The organism is Granulicella rosea (genome assembly GCF_900188085.1).
Lineage (GTDB): Bacteria > Acidobacteriota > Terriglobia > Terriglobales > Acidobacteriaceae > Edaphobacter > Edaphobacter rosea.
Window position 1 is genome coordinate 181,762 of sequence record NZ_FZOU01000005.1, and the last position, 19,486, is coordinate 201,247.

The following is a 19,486-nucleotide window of genomic DNA, read 5'->3' on the forward strand; positions in this document are numbered from 1 at the left end:
TGAGCGCGGTACACGGGCCAGGAGGTTCAGATCGTTATGAGTGAAAATATCCAACGCGTATGGTTCATCACCGGCTCTTCGGCCGGCTTCGGTCGAATTTTGACCGATAAGGCGCTTCGCCGTGGAGACAAAGTCGTCGCCACTGCGCGCACGATCGAACACCTCGCCGACTTTGCCGCCAATTACCCCGATCTTTGCCTCACACTTCCTCTGGATGTCACCGACGCGGCCTCGGTTGACAGCGCAGTCTCCCAGGCGCTCGTCCACTTCGGACACATCGACGTGCTGGTCAACAACGCCGGGTACGGCCTCGCCGGCGCCATCGAAGAGGCGACCGAAGCCGAGTTCATGCCGGTCTTCGAGACCAACGTCTTCGGCCTCATCCGGTTGACACGCGCGCTTCTGCCGCAGTTCCGCAAGCAGCGCTCGGGCAACATCGTCAACCTTTCATCGATCGCAGGACTCATCGGCTCCCCAGGCTGGGGATACTACAACGCCAGCAAGTTCGCGGTCAACGGCTTCTCGGAGGCGTTGGCGGCGGAGCTTGCGCCGCTCGGCATCCACGTCACCATCGTCGAGCCGGGGCCATTCCGGACCGAGTTCCTCGGCCGCTCCGGCCAGGAGGCGAAGCTGCGCATCGCCGACTACGACCCCACCGCCGGCAAGACGCGGGAGTACATGGCGGATCAGAACGGCAAGCAAAAGGGCGATCCCGTCAAGGCGGTCGACGCCATAATCGCCGCCGTGGACGCGCCCTTTCCTCCCCGGCACCTCGTCCTCGGTTCGGTCGCCTTCAACCGCTTCCACCAGCGACTCGACCAGTGGAAGCAGGAGCTTGCCGCATGGCAGGAGACCTCGCTTGGCGCCGACTTTCCGGAGGCCGAATAGTGGCGTCCACCTCCATTCGGACATTGTTCTGGGACATTGGCGGCGTGCTGCTGACCAATGGCTGGGACCGCTCGCAACGCACCCGGGTTCTCTCCCGGCTGGGCGTCGATCTTGAAAAGTACGAGGCGAAGCATCCCGCGGCCAACTACACCTGGGAGCGCGGCCTGACCGACGCCCGAACGTTTTTCCGCACCACCGTCTTTGAGCAGAATCCCGATCTCGAACTCTCCTTCGATGTTCTCTGGCCCCAGGTCTGCGCGGAAAGCAAGGTGCTCAACGCAGAGTGCCTGGACATGCTCTCGGAGCTGCAGCAGGCCGGAAGGCTATCCATCGCCACCCTCAACAACGAGTCGCGCGAGCTGAACAACTATCGCCTCGACGCCTTCAAACTTCGTACCCTCTTTGACTACTTCATCTGCTCCGGCTACTGCGGAGAGATGAAGCCGCTGCCCGGCATCTACCGGACGGCCATCGAAACCTCGGGCTATCCGCCCGAGACCTCTCTCTTCATCGACGACAAGCAGGAAAACTGCGATGCCGCCATCGCCCAGGGAATGCAGGCGATCCGATTTGAATCCCCCGCGCAGCTCCGCGTCGAGCTCGCCCAACATGGCATAACAGTCTCTTAGAACGCGAAAGGAATACTACAGTGGAACTTGGAATTATCGGTCTTGGCAAAATGGGCGCAAACATGGCGGAGCGCCTCCGTCTCGCAGGGCACAAGGTGGTCGGCTTCGACTTCAACAAGGAGGCGGTCGACAAGCTCACCGCAGCCGGTTCGGTCGGCGTCAGCTCGCTGGAGGACCTGGTAAAGAACCTCTCCGCGCCGCGCGCGGTGTGGATCATGGTGCCGGCCGGCCAGCCGGTCGACGACACCATCGCGAAGCTAGAACAGTACATGGAGAAGGGCGACACCTTCATCGACGGCGGCAACACGAACTACAAGGACACGCAGCGCCGCCATGCCGAAGCTGCTGCCAAGGGCTTCGAGTACATCGACTGCGGCACCTCGGGCGGCATCTGGGGCCTGAAGGAGGGTTACTCCCTCATGATCGGCGGCGACAAGGCGCCGGTCGAGCGTCTGAACCCGATCTTCGAGGCGCTGGCGCCTTCGCCGACCGAGGGCTGGGGCCACGTCGGCCCGTCCGGCGCCGGCCACTTCACCAAGATGGTCCACAACGGCATCGAGTACGGCCTGATGCAGGCGTACGCCGAGGGCTTTTCGATTCTGAAGGCCAAGGACACGCTCGGCCTCGACCTCGAGCAGATCTCGACCATCTGGCAGAAGGGTTCGGTCGTCCGTTCGTGGCTGCTGGATCTGACCGCCGACGCGCTGAAGAAGAACCCCACGCTCGACGGCATGGAGGCCTATGTGCCGGACTCCGGCGAGGGCCGCTGGACCGTCTTCGAGGCGATCGACCTGAACATCTCCGCGCCGGTCATCACGGAGTCGCTCATCCGCCGGCTGCGTTCGCGCGAGAACAACAACTTTACCGACCGTATGATTTCGATCATGCGCAATGAGTTCGGCGGCCACGCCATCAAGAAAAGCTGAACCCTTGCAATGCGTTTGACGATCCAACGAACTGGCGCCCCATCCATCGCAAGGTTTCAAGCGATGGATGGGTTTTCGCTATACGGAAGCGCCGATTCTGGCCAAGATCTGTTCGAGAACGATTTGGAGTAAGCCATGTCCACCACCTCTACGCCCGCAGCCGTCACGCAAGCTGCCAATGAGCGCATCCCCGAGCCGTGCGTCGTCGTTATCTTCGGCGCCTCCGGCGATCTGACCAAGCGCAAGCTGCTGCCCGCGCTTTACCACCTGGAGCAGTCCGGCCTGCTGCCCAAGGACTTCACCGTCGTCGGCGTCGCGCGCCGCGATCTCTCCGCGACCTTCGCGCCGGACATGAAGGATGGCATCCTGAAGGGCGGCGGCGTCGAAGCCGAAGACCCGAAGCTCGCGCCGTTCATGGATCGCGTGAAGTACTTCGCGACCAACTTCGACGATGACGCCGGCTTCGAGGCGCTCAAGGCGTACCTTGCCGACCTCGACGGCCAGTTCGGCACGAAGGGCAACCGCCTCTTCTACCTCGCCGTGGCGCCGGAGTTCTTCGCCGACATCATCGCCCGCCTGGGCAAGCACGGCATGGCGAAGCCCGAGAAGGGCGCGAGCAACTGGGTCCGCGTCATCATCGAGAAGCCCTTCGGCACCGACCTTGCCAGCGCGCGCAAGCTGAACGACGATGTAAACGCGGTCCTGAGCGAGAAGCAGATCTTCCGCATCGACCACTATCTCGGCAAGGAAACCGTTCAGAACATCCTCGTCTTCCGCTTCGGCAACGGCATCTTCGAGCCGGTGTGGAACCGCAACTTCATCGATCACGTCGAGATCACCGCCGCCGAGTCGATCGGCATCGAGGGTCGCGGACCGTTCTACGAGCAGGCCGGCGCATTGCGCGACGTGCTCCAGAACCACGTGATGGAAGTGCTTTCGTTCGTCGCGATGGAGCCACCGGATTCGTTCGAGGCGGCCGCCGTCCGCACCGAGAAGCTGAAGGTCTGGCGCGCCATCGAGCCGATTCCGGTCGAAGACACCGTCCGCGGCCAGTACGGTCCGGGCAAGGTCGACGGCAAGGATGTCATCGGCTATCGCCAGGAAGACCGCGTCGATCCGGAGTCGCAGCGCGAGACCTTCGCCGCGGCCAAGCTGCAGATCGAGAACTGGCGCTGGGCAGGCGTACCGTTCTACATCCGCGCGGCGAAGCGGCTTGAAAAGCGCGTCACCGAAGTCACGATCGTCTTCAAGCAGCCGCCGCTCCATCTGTTCAAGTCGGGCGGCAAGGGCAGCATCGAGCCGAATGTGATCTCCATGCGCATCCAGCCGGATGAGGGCATCTCGCTGCAGTTCGGCACGAAGGTTCCCGGCCCGACGACCAATGTCGCGCAGGTGAACATGAACTTCAGCTACGCGGAGGCCTTCGGCAAGAGCTCGGCCAACGGCTACGAACGCCTGCTGCTGGACGCGATGCTGGGCGACGCAACGCTCTTCGCGCACCGCGACGGCGTCGAGGCCACCTGGGCGCTGTTCACCCCGATCCTCGAAGCATGGGCCGCGACCAAGCCGGACTTCCCGAACTACGACGCCGGCTCGTGGGGTCCGCAGGAGTCCTGCGACCTGCTCGCCAAGAGCGGCCGTAGCTGGGGCAAGCTGTAAGGGATCGCCTCCGCCATTTGTCATCCTGGGCGGAGCGAAGAACCTGCGTTTGCCTTTGTCCGCCTCGGCATCCTGAACGAAACGCAGCTCCTTGGCTTCGCGCGGGGGCTTCGCGCGGGATGACAAGCTGATGGGGGCGGGGCATCTCCCAACCCAGGTTCCTCTATCGCAGTCGTAAATTCCCCGGATGCCGTGCAACAATACGGCATCCGGTTTCATTTCATCGAAGCTGTCGTTCGCAATCCAGCATCCTACGAACATACTCATCCGGGGGAGATTTACTCGTTCATGCCGCGTCCCGTCACCATCACCAATCGAGTCTTTCCCACCTCGTCTGAGGTGGCCTTCGCCGCCGCCGAACTCTTCGCGAGCACCGTCGCCGCCGCCGTCGAGGAGCGCGGTCTTGCCCGCGTCGCCATCTCCGGCGGGTCGACCCCGAAGGTTGTCTTCGCGCTGCTGGCCGATCCCGCGCAGCCCTTTCTCGCCAGCATTCCGTGGGCGAAGCTACAGCTTTTCTGGGTGGACGAGCGCTGCGTCGCGCCGACCGAGCCGGACTCGAACTATCGCATGACGAACGAGCAGATGCTTTCGAAGGTTCCCCTGCCGGCTGAAAACATCCACCGGATGGAAGGTGAACTCGACCCGGAGGTCGCCGCCGCTCGCTACGAGAGCGATATTCGCAACACCTTCAAGCTCGAAGGCGCCGAGACCCCGACCTTCGACCTGATCCTGCTGGGCATGGGCGACGACGGCCACACGGCCTCGCTCTTCCCGCACACCGAGGGTCTGGACGCGATCGCACCCATCGTCATCGCCAACCACGTTCCGCAGAAGGATACCTGGCGCATCTCGCTGACCTGGCCGGTCATCAACCAGGGCAGGGAGGTGGCGTTCCTGATCGAAGGCGCGGCCAAGGCAGACGTGCTGCATGCGGTCTTCACCGGCCCCTACCAGCCGGAGACCTATCCCTCGCAGTTGATCCGTCCGGCGAGCGGTCGGCTCACGCTGCTGCTCGACGCAGGCGCGGCGAGCAAGCTGCCCGCGGGCGACACGATTCGGCTTTCGTAGAGTCCGCTGCGGCCTTTGCCCCTGTCTGTTCTTGCCCGAAGAGAATCTGCTTCTGTTGTTGCAGTTGTCGTTATCTGCTCCATTCGGACAGCCAAACCGTACTCGGCGGCTAAAGCCGCAAAACCAATGCAAGCATTTACGGCACGGCTGAAGCCGCGCCCTTAAGCAAAACGGTCGAACTCAAACAGTAGACCCAGTCAGGGAACCACGAGCAGCAACTCAGGAGCATTGCACCCATGATTCTTGCAGGCGACGTCGGCGGCACCAAGGTTCATCTCGCGCTTTACCAGTTCGAAGACGGTACGCTGAAGTCCATCCGCGACCAGAAGTTTCCCGCGCACCAGTTCGCGAATCTGGACAGCGTGGTCGACAAGTTTCTCGGCGCCGACGGCGATCGTCCGGCGGAGGACCGCACGAAGATCGCCGCGGCCTGCTTCGGCTGTCCCGGCCCGGTGCGCGACGGCCACCTGAAGCTGACGAATCTGCCCTGGACGCTCGACTCGCGCGACCTGGTGAAGTCGCTGCACATCGAGCACATCTTCCTCATCAACGACCTGGAGGCCAATGGCTACGGCATTCCGGAGCTGGCGAAGGAGAGCATCTTCACGCTCCACGAGGGCGATAAGGACGCCATCGGGCATCGCGGCCTGGTCTCGGCCGGCACCGGTCTCGGCGAGGCGCTGCTCATCTGGGACGGCAAAAATCACCGGCCGATTCCTTCCGAGGGAGGCCACTGCGACTTTGCCGCACGCAACGATCGTGAGATCGCGCTGCTGAACTATCTGCGCGGCGAGCTGAAGGGACGCGTATCGTTCGAGCGCGTCGTCTCGGGTATCGGCATCAAGAACATCTACGCCTACCTGCGCGATGTCGAGAAGTTGCACGAGCCGGAGTGGCTGAAGCAGCGGCTCGCGAACGAGGATCCCAACTTCGTCATCGGCACCTGCGCCGAGGATGGTTCGAGCTCCATCTGCTTCGAGACAATGAAGATCTTCTCCGCTGCGTTCGGCGCGGAGGCGGGCAACGTCGCGCTGAAGGTGCTGGCGATGGGCGGCATCTACCTGGGCGGCGGCATCGCGCCGAAGACGCTGAAGACGCTGCAGAGCGGGGCGTTCATCCATGCGTTCCTCGACAAGGGACGCCTCTCGCCGCTGCTCCAGTCCGTGCCCGTCCGCGTCATTCTGGACGATACCTGCGCGCTGCTGGGCGCGGCGGCCTATGCAGAAGCCCGCGCGGCCGAGCTCTCCGGCCACTCTGAGCGCGCGGCCTCGGTACATGGCTGATTACGTCGTCAGCCTTTCGACCGAGATCGATCTTTCGCGGCGCGCCGACCTTGCCTCCAACCCGGAGCAGATGGATCAGCCGTGCGCGTACGCCGATCTTCGCGAGTGTCTGCTCGATATCGCCGAGATCAACCGGCTCACCTTCGCCTACCGGCCCACGCTGCACTGGCTGAACCACGTTCACGCGGTGTTGCCGCGGCTGGGGCGGCCGCTGCAGATTCTCGACGTGGGCTGCGGCTATGGCGACGGTCTGCGGCGTATCCGGCGATGGGCGTTCGAAAAGAACCTGCCCGTCGTGCTCACCGGCATCGACCGGAACCCGCAGGCGATCCGCGCCGCGCGCAAGGCCACGCATCCGGGCGAAAACATCACCTTTCTCGAAGGGGATATCTTTTCCTACGAGCAGGAGGCGGGCGTCGACATCGTCGTCAGCTCGCTGCTGACGCATCATTTTGAAGACCCACAGATCGTCCGCTTCCTCGATTGGATGGAGTCGAACGCGCGCCTCGGCTGGTTCGTCAACGACCTGCACCGGCAGCAGCGGGCGTATACGGTCTTCCGTCTCGCCTCGCGGTTCATGGGCTGGCACCGCTTCGTGAAGCACGATGGCGCGGTGTCGATCCTGCGCAGCTTTCGCGCGGAGGACTGGCGGCGGCTGGCGACCGAGGCCGCGCTTTCGCCCGACACCTACCAGATTCGCGAGTACCGCCCGGCTCGGCTGTGCGTGGCGCGGGTGAAGCTGGCGCGGCTGCGGTAGGCCGGCTTAGTGTGCGCTGCCTGGCCTGTCGTGCTCCGGATCGAAGTCCAGTTTGATGAGGTTGTCGCGGTAGTCGATGTGGAGGGTGACCCGGTGCAGAACGGTTGCGCCGAGCAGGCCGGAGACCTCTACTCCTTCGTCGTGCGAAAGCCGAGTGGTGTCCATCGCCGTTACTTCGTATACCGGCTGTTTCAGGTGCGCGAAGTAAAAGTTCAGGCCCTCGGTGGAGTAGACCCTTTTTACATCGCCGGCTATGCCGTGAACGCCTACCGTATAGTCGTTGTGGACCTTGGTAACCCCGCTGGCGGCATCTGGCGAGATGAGGATCGAGTCCGAACCGGTGTCGACGATGAAGAGCTTGTCTTTGCTGGTCCGCTTTTGTTTTTCGTCGGTCATCGTCACGGGAACCAGAAGGTTATGGCCGATCCTATAGACCTTTGTCCAATCCTGCATCTCTGGGGCAATGTACCGATCGTATCGGTGACTCTCCTCGTTCTTATCGATGGCTACGACAGCTTTCGACGCTTCATCGCCTGTGGTGTCCAGTGAGGCGGTCAGCTTGTCCGTCTCGCCCGGACGCTTTGGCAGGGGATCGATTCGCAGCTCCATCTTTGGAAAATCCAGAGTAAGAAGGTACTTGCTGAAGACGTTGCCGCCGATCAGTCCGTCGATATCAAGGGCGCGCCGCCGCTCCAGGATGTGAACCGCGCAGTTCTGAAACTCCATGTCGCCGATGCGCACGCTTTCGACGTGTGCGATCGAGGTCGCGACCTCCCCCTCGTCGCCGATTCCATCGGAGGCTGTCTTCTGCTCCCGCAGCAGACCAAGTCCGGACGCCGCGCCGCGTGAGAGCACCAGTCCGCTGGCGCCGGTATCGATCTCGAGGCGTCGCCGCTTTCCGTTGAAACTTACATCGAGCGCGAGCCCGGCCACGCGTTTGCCGTCGAGCATGGGCTGGATCGCCACCCGGTCGCTTTCGATACGCCGGATCATGGTGCATTCGTCTTTCTCGGAGTCGTTGGCATGGGCGAGGGCGTCAGCCACGCGCTCCTTGCGCTTCGATGCAAGCACCTTGTCCTCCCGCAGTACTGCGGCCGTCTCTTCCATGCGTCGGGCGCGCGGCAAGGTATTGATCCATTGCCAACGGATTTCGGGGTCGACGGGGTCCAGACGATGCGCCAGTTCGATATGCTTCTGGCCTGTCGCAAAGTTGCCTTTCATATCGTCCAGCCGCGCGGTCAGCAGATAGACGCGGGCGTTGCAGGTGTCGAGGGTGTGGGCTAGTTCTGCATTCGCAGCGGCATTGGCCAGCTCACCCTCGCGAAAGAGCTCTTCGGCCAGCGTCTCGATGGCCACTGCATTCTTCGGTTCGGCCTTCGCCCAGGCCTGCGACTGGTCGACAGCTTCATTCAGCTCATTCTGTTCGATCAGCGTCCGAATCGTGCCGGCTTTGCCCGTGTTGGGATCGGTCTTTGCCATCTCCCGGTAGAGATTCAACGCAGCGCTATACTCGTCCCGCGCGAGCGCCGCCTCGGCGTCCGAGAGCGCTGTTTTGCGCATAGTGCAGTTCACCCTTGGAGGCGTTGCGCCGGTTTGAGCTTTACCATACCCCGTGCCGAGCATCAGGCCTGCCAACGTGGCGCACACGATCTTCCCCAGGTTCATCCCGCTCCATCCCCCAACTGTCAAAGTGTCCCTTCACCCTAACCTGAGAAGAACGCTTTTCAAAATACTTTTCCGGATGCGTTCCCAAAAAAGAAAGGCCGTGGAGGCGCATACCTCGCGCCCTCACGGCCTATGTTGAAAGCAGACAGGCTACGGCAGGAAGGTCAGCTCCGGCTCGATCGGCGCGCCGGCCGGGATCGTGGTCGGCGTCAGCGGACCTTGCGGGCCGAACGGGTTCGGCGCGGAGGTGGCCGCGCCGCTACCGCCTGCGCCGCCACGGCCCGAGAGCTGGTCCAGCGCCGCAGCGTAGAAGGCCTGCGTCTCCGGGCTCAGCGACGCGTCCTTCGACTTGCTGGTCGCGAACTCGCGCATCTTCGCCAGCTCGGCCTTGGCCTCGGCCTTCGCCAGCGGAGACGCCTGCGCGCTGCCGGCCAGCGCCGACATGTAGTCCAGCACGGTCTGGTCGACCGTCAGCTTGGTCTGACCGGCGAGGCCGTCGGGCAGCGGAGCGTACCAGGTCGCCTTCAGCGTCGTCTCGAGCACCTCGTTCAGGCTCGGCAACGACGCGTCGCGCGCGTGGAACTCCAGCAGGCGCGTGGCGCGCGTCGGCTCGAGCAGCGCGGAGAGGGTCGTGTCGGCCGCGGCCCGTACCGGCGCCATCGGGTCGAAGACCACGCCCGCATAGCCCTGGAAGGACTCCTGCGTGCGCGGCATGCTCGGCGGACGCGGCGGGAAGAGCGTCAGAATCCGCTCCGGCAGCGTCAGCACGGCGGGGTCGAGCGTCTTCAACATGGAAGCGAGCGCGGCGCGCTGCTCGTCGCCGGGAATGGTCTTGGTGATGAGCTGGCCGTCGCCACGCACGGCGTAGCGATAGTCCTGTCCCGCGATCGACTGCGAGACCGCCTCGACCTGGTAGCGATGCAGCAGGTAGACCGGCACGAGCACGTCTTCGAGCTCGGCCACAGGCGCGCCGGGACGGATGGCGGACTCGCCGAAGTTCTTCAGCGCGATCTCGCGCACCTTCATCAGGCGGTCGAGCTCGGCGGTCGAATTGGCGCCGTTGTCCCACTGAGAGGAGTGCGGATTCACGGTCGTCGCGCCGACGTCGATGATCCAGTAAAGGCCGCGCTTGGCCGCGTCGGTGATGATCTTGTCCTGCCCGGCCTTCTCCTGCGCGGGCGTCGTGCCCGGCGGGTACTGGTGATAGGCGAAGTTGATCGCGACCTTATCCCACTCGCCGAGACCGGGCTGGTAGGCGTGGCTGAAGTCCAGCTTGCCGTCCTTGATCTCGATGTTGGGGAAGGGGTAGTCCTCGACCGATGCGCCCATGCCTTCGGCGCTCGATGCGTGGTTGTGGCTCTGGCCGATGGTGTGGCCGCTCTCGTGCGCCGCGAGATGCCGCATGCGCTGCAGCACCAGCGCCATCTGCTGCGGATCGGGCTTGCCGTCCTTCACATAGGGCGAGAGCAGGGAATCGGTGATGAGGAAGTCCTGGCGCTCGCGGCCCGCGGTGAGCGTGACCTCGCCCTTCAGAATCTCGCCGGTGCGCGGGTCGATGACGCTGAGGCCGTTCGAGAAGGCGCGGTTCTCACCCTCCACCCACATGATGACGTTGTAGCGCAGGTCGTACGGATCGGCGCCCTCGGGCAGCAGCTTGGCCTCGAACGCGTTCGAGAAGCCGGCGGCGAGGAAGGCGTCCTTCCACCAGCTCAGGCCTTCGAGCAGCGCGCTGCGGATCGGCTCCGGCGCGCCGCGGTCGACGTAGTAGACGATCGGCTTGATGGGGTCGCTGACGGCCTTGGTGGGGTCTTTCTTTTCGAGGCGGAAGCGGGTGAGGTAGCGCGTCAGGCGCGGCTCGCCGATCGGCTTCGACCAGTCGTTGAAGCTGGTGTTGACGAGCGATCCAGCGCGCTGATCGAACAGGCGCGGCTTGTAGTCGTCGTCGGGCAGCTCGATCAGAGACTGGCGCTCGCGCAGCGTGATGCTGTGCTCGTCCGGCGCGACCGCGGCCAGGCTGTCTCCGCCGCGCCCGCCGCCGCCACCGCCACGACCGGCGCGTGCGGCTGCAGCTCCACCGCCCTCGTCGGTGTAGGTCAGCAGGGTTTCGATCTCGGTATTCAGGGGGAAGTTCTTGGTGTTCTCGGGCATCACCATGCTGCGCGCGGGGTCCAACCGGTAGGCGCCCAGGCGTCCGGCGAAGTCCTGCGCGTCGCGGGTGAAGAACTCGGTGGCGTCGACCAGCACGTGGGTGTCGTCGGTCTCGGCGGCGAGCGGGAATGCGGCCAGCACGGACTCCGGGAAGGCGTCCTTGACGGCTGCCTGCTCGGCGGGGTCAGGATTGCCGGCGCGCCAGAGGGTGTTCTCCGCCGTCAGCAGAATCTTCGGTCCCACGCGCGAGAAGTGAACGACGAAGGGCTGGCTCACCGCGCCGCGATTCAGGCCGTTGGTCCCGGCGCCGGCCGCGATGTGGCGGACATAGAGGAACTGCTTGTTCCACTTCGAGATCTCGAGATAAATCTTGCCGGTCTTGTTGTCGAGGTAGACGGGGAAGAAGCCGTCCTTTTTGGTCAAGGAGCCGACGCGCTGCTCGACGGTCGGCAGCGGGCCGCCCATGGGCGCGCCCATCTCTCCACCGCCGCGCCGGCCGCCGGGCATCTGTCCGCCTTGCGCCAGGGCCAGGCCCGTCGCGCCCATTACACAACTTGCCACTGCATTGCGAATCCATACGCGATTCATAAGTTCGACCCTCGGAAATTTCTACAGGTTGTTTCGGAGACTGGAAAAAGAGAGAGGCGTTCGGACAAGGCCGGAACGGCACTCCACGGAATAGCTCTGAGCTTCAGATCGACTCGACGGGGAGTGTTTTTTTGACGTTGCGTCGGTGCGCTGAGACGCAGCGACACTTGTATTGTGGCAGATTCGCGCGTGCGCGGCGGGGATGCGTGCGGGTATCGGCCGCCAGGCGCCTGGCGCACCCACAGATGCTGTCATCGCGAGCGTAGCGAGGGAGCTGCTTTTGTCTTTGTGTCTTCACCGAAACGCAGGTCCTTCGCTGCGCTCAGGATGACAAGCGTGTGTCTCAGGATGACAAGCGTGTGTCTCAGGATGACAAGCGTGTGCGCGATAGGACAAGAGGACACGAATTGCAGGAACGAAGAATCCTCGCTCCCCGTATTCTGGTGTTAACAGTCCAAGTGACCTGAGGCTTTCATGAACTTTCGCCCCACCCTGCTCGCACTTCTTTTCGCCGCGTCAGCCGCTCAACTCGAAGCCCAGCGCCTGCCCACCAACGTGCATCCCGAGCACTACAAGCTCGAGATCGCGCCCTATCTCGACAAGGCCGTCTTTGAAGGACTCGAGACCATCGACGTCACGCTCGACCAGCCCTCGGCGACCGTCACGCTGAACTGCCTGGAGATCGACGTTCGCAAGGTGACGGCCGGCGGCCAGACCGGGACCGTCAGCTACAACCCCGCGCTGGAGCAGGCGACCTTTACGTTTCCCCAGCCTCTGCCGGCGGGCAAGTCCAGCATCCAGGTCGTCTACTCCGGCATCCTTAACGACAAGCTGCGCGGTTTCTATCTCTCGAAGACCAAGGCCCGCAACTACGCCGTGACGCAGTTCGAATCGACCGATGCGCGCCGCGCCTTCCCGAGCTTCGACGAGCCGGCCATGAAGGCGACCTTCGACGTCTCGCTGACGATCGACGCGGCGGACACAGCCATCTCGAACGGCCCCATCATCGCGGATTCGCCCGCCGGACCCGGCAAGCATACCCTGACCTTCGGCACTACGCCGAAGATGTCGACGTATCTCGTCGCGTTCCTGGTCGGCGACTTCGCCTGCGAAAAAGGCAAGTCGGATGGCATTCCGATCCGCGTCTGCACCACGCCGGACAAGGTGAAGCTGACGAAGTTCGCCGTGAAGTCGGCCGAGTTCACGCTGCATTATTACGACCAGTACTTCGGCATCAAGTACCCGATGGCCAAGCTCGACCTGATCGGCATTCCCGACTTCGAGGCCGGCGCCATGGAGAACTTCGGCGCCATCACCTATCGCGAGACCGACCTGCTGGTCGACGAGAAGACCGGCGCGGTGAACTCGAAGAAGGAGGTCTCGTCCGTCATCGCGCACGAGATGGCGCACCAGTGGTTCGGCGACATGGTGACCATGCAGTGGTGGGACAACCTGTGGCTGAACGAGGGCTTCGCCACCTGGATGCAGGACAAGGCCGCGGCGGCGTGGCACCCGGAGTGGAAGTTCCCGCAGGATGTCGCCAGCTCCGTGCAGGGCACGCTGAACCTCGACGCCATCAAGACCACGCACCCCATCCTCGCCAAGGACACCCAGACGCCCGCGCAGATCGCCGAGCTCTTCGACGGCATCACCTATGGCAAGGGCGGCGCGGTGCTGGGCATGGTCGAGAACTTCCTTGGCCCGGAGGTCTTCCGGCAGGGCGTACACAACTATCTGCAGGCGCACATGTTCGGCAACGCGACGGCGGAGGACTTCTGGACTGCCCAGACCGCAAACTCGCACCAGCCGGTCGACAAGATCATGCAGAGCTTCATCGTCCAGCCAGGCGTGCCGCTGCTGACCTTCGGCGACGTGCAGGCCAGCGGCTACCCGGTGACACAAAGCCGCTTCTACCTCGCGCCGGAGTCGGTTGCGGACAAGTCGACCGGCGGCTGGACCGTTCCCGTCTGCGTCAAGTCGGCTACCGGCCCCGTCTGCAAGATTCTGACGCCCGCCGATTCGTCGCTTTCGCTGCTTGGGTCGTCCGCTCCGACGTATCTCTTCGCCAATGCCGCCGGTAAGGGCTACTACCGTGTCTCGTACAGTCCGGCGCAGTTGCAGGCGATCATCGCCGGCGTCAATACGCTGACGCCGCCCGAGAAGCTCGACCTGCTGGGCGACCGCTGGGCGCTTACGCGCGCCGGTCAGGCCAAGGTGGGCGAGTACCTCGACCTGGCGCTGGCGCTCAAGCAGGATGCCGACGCCTCGGTCGTGCAGAACGCGCTGAGCTACATCGCCACCATCAACGCGCGCATCGCCAATGCCGACGATACCGCGCAGCTCAACGAGAAGATGCGCAAGGAGCTTGGCCCGGTCTACGCATCGCTCGGCAAGCCGAGCAAGAAGGATGCCTACGACAAGGACGAGATCCGCAACGCGCTCTTCGCCGTGCTGGGTCGCGCGAAGGATCCCGCCGTGCTGGCCGAGGCCTCGAAGCTGACCGACGACCTCTTCTCCGGCGATCCCGCGCGGATGAAGTCGGCGAAGGAATCGCCGCTGGCCGACACGGCCATCTACGTCGCCGCCGCGCAGGGGGACGAGGCTCTTTACAACAAGCTGCAGACCGTCAGCCAGAAGGCGACCGACGATCCCGGCCTGCAGACGCAGGCGCTGTTCACGCTGGCCGACTTTCAGAACCCGCTGCTGGTGGTCCGCACGCTGGACTACGCGGTCTCGGGCCAGGTGCGCAATCAGGACTCGTGGATTCTGATCGCCCGCGAGCTGCAGCAGCCGGAGACCCGCGAGGTCGCCTGGCAGTACGTGCAGCAGCACTGGGAGAAGGTGTCCGCGCAGTTCACGACCGCCTCCGGCGCACGCATCGTCACGGCGGTGGGCAGCTTCTGTACCGTCGCCCAGCGCAAGGAGGTTGCGGACTTCTTCGCCACGCACAAGGTGGAGGCCGCCGAACGCACGCTAACACAGTCGATCGACAGCATCGACGCCTGCATCCAGTTGCGTGCGAAGCAGGAGCCGAATCTGCGCCAGTGGCTTAGCACGCACCAGTAGGCGCCGCCTTTGGGTCTATAGTAACCGCCCAAAATGTTCGTCATCCTGAGCGAAGCGAAGGACCCCTGTATTTCGTCTTTGCTGTTGTTTGTTCTTGCAGCGTAGCCATGCCAAGCGAGAACAAGCAACGGCAAATGCCAATACGGGGGTCCTTCACTACGTTCAGGATGACGGGTATCGTTCGGATGACGGGTGTTGTTCAGGATGACGGGCATTGTTCAGGATGACGGGCATTCTCGGCAACAGTATGAAGCAACAACAAAAGCGCCGCCGGAAGAACATCTCCGGCGGCGCTTCTGTCATTGCTGGAGGCGAATTACGGCTTCTGGCCGACTCCGTGCCCGCCCGCCGTGCCGTTCTTCAGCGCGAGGGCGATCGGCGTCACCGTGGGTGAAGCCGCGCCGACGATCTCGAAGACCGAGCTTGCATCGGTTGCGCCGCTCGCCGGGTTGTTCGCGATCCACACGTTGCCCGACGGGTCGATGCCGACGCCTGCCGGGTTGCTCATGCCGAGGTGGTTGTAGCCGACCACGTTGAAGGGCGACGTGCCGGAGTTGACCGAGCTGAGCACCACGCCTGCGCTGTTCAGCTCCATCACCGACCCGCCGGTTGTCGTGCCGCTGGTCTGCTTGTTGTTCGCGGTCCAGACGTTGCCGGAGCCGTCGACCGCCAGGTAGCGTGCGCCGCCGATGGTGGTGGCATCGCCGTAAGCCTGGCCGCCGGCGACGGTGGCGGAGCTGCTCGAGAGCGTCAGCAGATCGAGCTGGTCGAAGCCGCTGCCGCTTGTGACGCCGTTGGCGACCCACATCTGCGGCGTCGTTCCGTTGTACCCCGCGGCCAGGCCGAAGGGCTCTGAGATCGTGCCGAGGCTGATCGCGTTGTAGGTGTTGGAGGTGGTGTTGGAGGGAACGGTGCAGACCGCCGCATAAGGCGTCGCGCCGCAGGAGCTGAGGTCGATGTTCGAGAGCTGGTAGACGTAGGTGGAGCTGGTCAAGACGGTGCCGCTCGAAGCCCAGAGATTCGCCGGGGTCGCGGTGTCGATGGCCATGAACTGCGGCTCGAGCGTGCTGTTGGTGCAGCTGGCCGTGCAGACGGTGGCCTGGCCCACGGTCGGGAAGCGGACCTCGTTGGTGGCGTTCAGGACGCCGCCGACGAACTCGCCGAACTCGAATCCGGCGGACGAGCTGGACTCGCCGACGTATACGTTGTTGTTGCCGTCGATGGCGATGCCGAAGGAGCTCTTGCCGAGGCCGATCGGCGCGGGGCTGGTGCCGCCGGGGACGTACTCGAAGACGTACGCGGAGCTGGAGCTGGTCGTGATCCAGGAGTTGCCGTTGGTGTCGATGGCGATGTTGCGCGGGCTCAGCGAGGCCATGGCCAGACCGCCGATGGTGGTGACGCTGGCCAGCGGGCTGCCGGTTGGGCTCAGCTCGCTCAGCATGGAGGTCGTCGTGCCGCTGGCGACCCAGACATTGCCGCCTGCGTCGATGGCGAGGCCGAGCGGCTGCGCCAGGATCGTGCTCGTCGAACCGGTGTAGAGGATGCCGAGCGTCCAGTCGGAGGGCTGTGTGCCGCCGACGAACGGAGGCGTCGAGCTGGTCAGGTTGAAGAGCGCGGCCAGATTGTTGGCCGATCCGTTGGCGTTCGTGCTAGTCGGGTTCAGGCTCATGTAAACCGCGGCCTGCAGGGTGTCGGTCGGCGCGGTCTTGCCGGTTGGCACGACGTCGGCGAAGAGCGTGGGGCAGGGCGAGCTGGCGGTGCCGTCGGAGTTGACGCACGCGGCGATGATGTTGGCGATGGTGTACAGCTTGGTCGCCTCCGGCGTCGTCGTGACGGTGAAGCCGGCGTTGGTGAGGGTGGCGCTCGTCACGGCGTTGCCGCTGGAAAAGCTCACGAGGTTGTTCACCGTTCCGAAGGCGTTGGTGATGCCGACCTGACCCTGCGTCGTGCTCGGCGCGCCGAAGCTGTCCGTGCTGGCCGTGCCGAAGGTCGGGGTGAAGTACTGTCCGAGCGCAAAGGCGGCGGCCACCGTGGTGACCTCGTTGATGTTGATGAAGGTGGAGGGCGACAGATTGCCGCAGGCTCCGAGCGCGGCCATCAGTTGAATGGACGAGTTGGTGGTCGAGCCGCCCAGTCCGGGGTTTCCACCGGAGGCGGTGATGTAGGTCAGCGCGGAGCTGCTGGGGCAGGTGTAGCTGCCAAGGGTGAAGCCGCCGGTCGCGTTGGTCGTGACGGCCGAGCCGAGCTTCGAGGCAGCCGAGCCATAGCCGGTCGCGCCGACGGCCCAAAGCTGGATGGAGGCGCTGGAGACAGGCTGCTGTCCGCCGTGGACGCCGCCCTGCAACGCGTCGCCCAGCACCGGGGATGCATCGCTAACGGTGCTGATCGGACCAATGCCGCAACCCACCGGAAATACGGCGATCGCTGCCGCGGCCAGGGCCAACGCCAGCTTCGAGCAGAAGGTCATGCGGTTCTGCGTGTCGAGAGGATTGAAACGGTTCATAACTTGGGACTCCATTGTTGCGTATTTGTTGAGATTTGGGAGAGCTAAGCGATCTCTCCGCCGACCGGGTCACCTGCGGGCTGCGTCGGATCGGTAGACCGTTTCGTCTCTTCGCCCCGCGCCATCACTGAGTTTTTCGAGCCGTCAGTGGTTCTACCTCTCAAGCCGCCCAAGTCTACGCGGGCTGAACCATCTTTGGAAAGAGATTTCCAAGTTTTTTTGTTTTCGAATGCAGTAAACGTTGAAGGAGATTCCGTCGCGGTCCGATCTGGGAGGACTCGTCTCGATCCATTGACAAGAGGTTTTGGGTGAGGTAACTTCCGGTGGAGGCCCGACACATGAAAATTTCTTCATTTACCCTTCTTGCGGTTGCCCTGTTGCTTGTCGTCGCCGCTCCTCTCCATGCGCAGACCGGCTGCGACAACTCGCCCGAGAACCCCACCGTGGTTCTTGCCCTGGTCGGCTCCGCAGGCGCATTCGTCTCCGCCGCCCGTGCTCGCATCCGCGCGCGCCGCAACGCCGGCAAGTAACCGGAGCGTCGCCCGAGCGGATGGGCCGGGCTTGCTCCGGCCATCCGTCTCCGCGACGGACTGCACATGTCGACCTTCTCTACCGCTAAAGCCTTACCCCCAGCCCTGACGCGGACCGGCGCTCTATCTCCCGCGTTCGCGGCCGGAGCAGCGGCTCTGCTCACGGTGCTGGGAGTCGCGTCCATCTGGCCGACCGCGCAGGCGCTGTGGGGTCTATGGACGACCGATGCGCTCAAATCCATCGGCATGGTCGTGCCCGCGGTCAGCTTCCTGCTCATCCTGCGGGTGTGGCGTTCGCTGCGGTGGGAGATGGACGGAACCTGGTGGGGACTCGCGATCCTCGCGATCACCGCCGTCGCGGTCGCGATCCGCAACCAGTCGGTCCTGATGCTGGTGCTGTCGCCCTCATGGACCATCTATTTTCCGCCTCATTCGCTGGTTGCCTTTGCATACGGCGCGGGCGCGGTTCTGCTCTTCGGCGGGCGGCGGCTGTTTCGCGCGTCGCTGTTTCCGATCATTCTGCTCTGGTTCGTCAATCCCATTCCGCACATCTTCAACGTCTATGTGGATCTGCCGCTGCAGCGCGCCTCGGCGCATATCGCGCGCGGCTTCGCCATGGCGCTGGGCCAGCCGCTCACGGCGGACCGGATGCGGCTGATGTTCACGCCCAACTTCGGCATGTTCATCGCGCCGGGCTGCAACGGCATTCGCGGCGCCGTGACGATGGGTTTCATCGCGCTGATCGCGGGCTACCTGTACCGCTTCCGCTGGCGCGCGCATGTGCTGGTGGTGCTGGGCGCGGTCTTCCTGGGGTACGTGTTCAACTTCGTCAGACTTTGCACGCTGGTGCTCTATTACCTGCTGGCGCTGCATGTTCCGTCGCTGCAGGATAAGGCGGAGAACGCCGACTACCTCATCGGGGCAGCGCTTTTTCTGATCGCCTGCATGATGTTGTTCACGGCCATCCAGCGGCTGGGCGCGAAGGCCAGTCTTGATCGCGGCGAGACGGAGCAGACCTCCGTGCTGGCTCTGCCGCTCGCGCCTGCGAGCGATGCTCCGTCCCGCGGCGTGAATCTGCGGCTGGCGGCCATGGCGGTCTTTACGATCTTCTCCTGCTTCATCGTCGTGCGGCGCATGGAGGCGCAGCGTCCCAACGCCGCTCTGTTGGCGGATGAGAGCGCGCTGGGCGCGTTTCCGGAGACCGCCGGCGGCTTCCACCTCGTGCGCCGGTGGAATGAGAATCTGATCGGCGGCGCGCTGCTCTTCCATTGGGCGGAGTATGCGCCGGTCAGCGGCGAAGGCAGTCATGTCTCGATCGGCGTCTCGCCCGTGCTGGGCTCGCACGATACGCTCATCTGCCACTCCGCTCGCGGCGAGGATCCGCTGTGGCAGGGGGAGACTGTCTTTCCGACCGCGGGCAGCGATCCCGTCGCCTTCCATACCTCGTTCTACAACGACGGCGCGACGCAGTTTCTCGAGGCGACGACGCTCTGCAACGGCTCGACCTGCGGCGAGCACTCCGCCGCGCAGATGAACTTCGGATTCGTCTACAGCCGTCCTGATCCGAAGACGCTGCTCAGCCAGGAGGCGAGCCGGCCCATCCCGATCCTGCTGAAGGTGGAGACGATCGACACCACCCTTCCGGTAGATATTGCAAGAAAACAGCTTAACGGCGACCTGCAGGCCTTTCTTTCCGCCGTGAATCTGGATAATCTGACCAAGCCCTATCGCCGCAACTGACGCGCGCCGCCAACGGGCACGCGCAGGCTAGCTTCC

General features: G+C 64.0%; 13 protein-coding genes. 10 read left to right on the top strand and 3 right to left on the bottom strand.

All coding sequences use genetic code 11. The annotated features are described in order from the left end of the window. Positions 1-36 precede the first annotated feature (36 nt). From CHB87_RS14885 to CHB87_RS14915, 7 genes are all read left to right on the top strand, one after another. Positions 37-888: an oxidoreductase gene (locus CHB87_RS14885; protein ID WP_089409227.1), complete on the top strand. Its 852-nt coding sequence runs from the start codon at positions 37-39 to the stop codon at positions 886-888. Beyond that, positions 888-1,517 (top strand): HAD-IA family hydrolase, encoded by a 630-nt coding sequence (locus tag CHB87_RS14890; RefSeq protein WP_245818014.1) that lies wholly within the window; start codon positions 888-890, stop codon positions 1,515-1,517. The genes CHB87_RS14885 and CHB87_RS14890 overlap by 1 nt, the downstream gene beginning before the upstream one ends. A 20-nt stretch (positions 1,518-1,537) precedes the next feature. Further along, positions 1,538-2,443 (top strand): phosphogluconate dehydrogenase (NAD(+)-dependent, decarboxylating), encoded by a 906-nt coding sequence (gnd, locus tag CHB87_RS14895; RefSeq protein WP_089409229.1) that lies wholly within the window; start codon positions 1,538-1,540, stop codon positions 2,441-2,443. A gap of 135 nt (positions 2,444-2,578) precedes the next feature. Continuing rightward, positions 2,579-4,102, top strand: coding sequence for a glucose-6-phosphate dehydrogenase (gene zwf / locus CHB87_RS14900; RefSeq protein ID WP_089409230.1), 1,524 nt, complete (start codon positions 2,579-2,581; stop codon positions 4,100-4,102). A gap of 288 nt (positions 4,103-4,390) precedes the next feature. Then, on the top strand, positions 4,391-5,170 hold the full coding sequence (gene pgl, locus CHB87_RS14905) for a 6-phosphogluconolactonase (RefSeq protein ID WP_089409231.1): 780 nt from the start codon (positions 4,391-4,393) through the stop codon (positions 5,168-5,170). 236 nt (positions 5,171-5,406) lie between these two features. Then, positions 5,407-6,453, top strand: a complete 1,047-nt coding sequence (gene glk / locus CHB87_RS14910) for a glucokinase (protein ID WP_089409232.1) — start codon at positions 5,407-5,409, stop codon at positions 6,451-6,453. Continuing rightward, positions 6,446-7,210 (top strand): methyltransferase domain-containing protein, encoded by a 765-nt coding sequence (locus CHB87_RS14915; protein WP_245818015.1) that lies wholly within the window; start codon positions 6,446-6,448, stop codon positions 7,208-7,210. Before glk ends, CHB87_RS14915 begins: the two co-directional genes overlap by 8 nt. A 6-nt stretch (positions 7,211-7,216) precedes the next feature. Here the strand turns inward: CHB87_RS14915 and CHB87_RS14920 are convergent, their stop codons facing one another. Together CHB87_RS14920 and CHB87_RS14925 are read right to left on the bottom strand one after the other, a co-directional pair. Then, positions 7,217-8,875 carry a retropepsin-like aspartic protease gene (locus CHB87_RS14920; protein ID WP_089409233.1) on the bottom strand — a complete coding sequence of 553 codons (1,659 nt, stop codon included), beginning with the start codon at positions 8,873-8,875 and terminating at the stop codon, positions 7,217-7,219. A 150-nt stretch (positions 8,876-9,025) separates the two neighbouring features. Further along, on the bottom strand, positions 9,026-11,584 hold the full coding sequence (locus CHB87_RS14925; protein ID WP_176441785.1) for a zinc-dependent metalloprotease: 2,559 nt from the start codon (positions 11,582-11,584) through the stop codon (positions 9,026-9,028). 501 nt (positions 11,585-12,085) lie between these two features. Here CHB87_RS14925 and CHB87_RS14930 point away from each other — a divergent pair. After that, positions 12,086-14,677 (top strand): M1 family metallopeptidase, encoded by a 2,592-nt coding sequence (locus CHB87_RS14930; RefSeq protein WP_089409235.1) that lies wholly within the window; start codon positions 12,086-12,088, stop codon positions 14,675-14,677. Between the two features lie 316 nt (positions 14,678-14,993). Here CHB87_RS14930 and CHB87_RS14935 read toward each other — a convergent pair whose 3' ends face one another. After that, positions 14,994-17,180, bottom strand: a complete 2,187-nt coding sequence (locus CHB87_RS14935) for an NHL repeat-containing protein (protein WP_089409236.1) — start codon at positions 17,178-17,180, stop codon at positions 14,994-14,996. Positions 17,181-17,518: 338 nt separating this feature from the next. Between CHB87_RS14935 and CHB87_RS14940 the strand changes: the two genes are divergently transcribed. Both CHB87_RS14940 and xrtJ read left to right on the top strand, forming a co-directional pair. Further along, positions 17,519-17,710, top strand: coding sequence for a PExPT-CTERM protein (locus tag CHB87_RS14940; protein WP_089409237.1), 192 nt, complete (start codon positions 17,519-17,521; stop codon positions 17,708-17,710). A 66-nt stretch (positions 17,711-17,776) separates the two neighbouring features. Next, entirely contained in the window at positions 17,777-19,450 is a 1,674-nt protein-coding gene (xrtJ, locus tag CHB87_RS14945; RefSeq protein ID WP_089409238.1) for an exosortase J, read from the top strand. Positions 19,451-19,486 lie beyond the last annotated feature (36 nt).

Bases quoted from the DNA above. Each gene is read 5' to 3' on its own strand.
- CHB87_RS14885 (WP_089409227.1), top strand. From the start codon at position 37: ATGAGTGAAAATATCCAACGCGTATGGTTCATCACCGGCTCTTCGGCC.
- zwf (WP_089409230.1), top strand. From the start codon at position 2,579: ATGTCCACCACCTCTACGCCCGCAGCCGTCACGCAAGCTGCCAATGAG.
- pgl (WP_089409231.1), top strand. From the start codon at position 4,391: ATGCCGCGTCCCGTCACCATCACCAATCGAGTCTTTCCCACCTCGTCT.
- glk (WP_089409232.1), top strand. From the start codon at position 5,407: ATGATTCTTGCAGGCGACGTCGGCGGCACCAAGGTTCATCTCGCGCTT.
- CHB87_RS14915 (WP_245818015.1), top strand. From the start codon at position 6,446: ATGGCTGATTACGTCGTCAGCCTTTCGACCGAGATCGATCTTTCGCGG.
- CHB87_RS14920 (WP_089409233.1), bottom strand. From the start codon at position 8,875: ATGAACCTGGGGAAGATCGTGTGCGCCACGTTGGCAGGCCTGATGCTC.
- CHB87_RS14930 (WP_089409235.1), top strand. From the start codon at position 12,086: ATGAACTTTCGCCCCACCCTGCTCGCACTTCTTTTCGCCGCGTCAGCC.
- CHB87_RS14935 (WP_089409236.1), bottom strand. From the start codon at position 17,180: ATGAACCGTTTCAATCCTCTCGACACGCAGAACCGCATGACCTTCTGC.
- CHB87_RS14940 (WP_089409237.1), top strand. From the start codon at position 17,519: ATGAAAATTTCTTCATTTACCCTTCTTGCGGTTGCCCTGTTGCTTGTC.
- xrtJ (WP_089409238.1), top strand. From the start codon at position 17,777: ATGTCGACCTTCTCTACCGCTAAAGCCTTACCCCCAGCCCTGACGCGG.